Source organism: Pseudoalteromonas sp. S408, from assembly GCF_005886645.1.
In the GTDB taxonomy this organism is placed as follows: domain Bacteria; phylum Pseudomonadota; class Gammaproteobacteria; order Enterobacterales; family Alteromonadaceae; genus Pseudoalteromonas.
Window position 1 is genome coordinate 1 of the sequence record NZ_PNDY01000057.1, and the last position, 312, is coordinate 312.

Here is a 312-nt window from a genome sequence, read left to right on the forward strand (position 1 = left end):
ACCAGCAGCGCGCGCAGGCAATCTGCCACGCCTTGCAGCGCAAGCGCGGCGAACCCGAGGGGAATGAAGGCCTTGAGCAGATAGCGATAGGGCAGGCCGCCGGGGTCGGGCGAGCCTTCCATCAGCTGCCAGGACTGCTCGGTATAGCTCAGGCCCAGCCAGGCGATGGCGGCACCGATGGCGATGGTCATCAGCGCACCGATCAGGTCCACCAGCGCGCGGCCCTTGAGAGAGAAACGGTCGTAGAAGACATCGACGCGAACGTCGGCGCGATGCTTGAGGGCGTAGGAGATGCCCAGCAGCGCGATGGGA

General features: G+C 66.0%; 1 protein-coding gene. It reads right to left on the reverse strand.

Annotation, left to right across the window (positions count from 1 at the left end; all coding sequences use genetic code 11):
- Positions 1-312 (reverse strand): TRAP transporter small permease subunit (locus CWB62_RS18455; protein ID WP_138556296.1); only part of this gene is annotated, 312 nt, incomplete at both ends.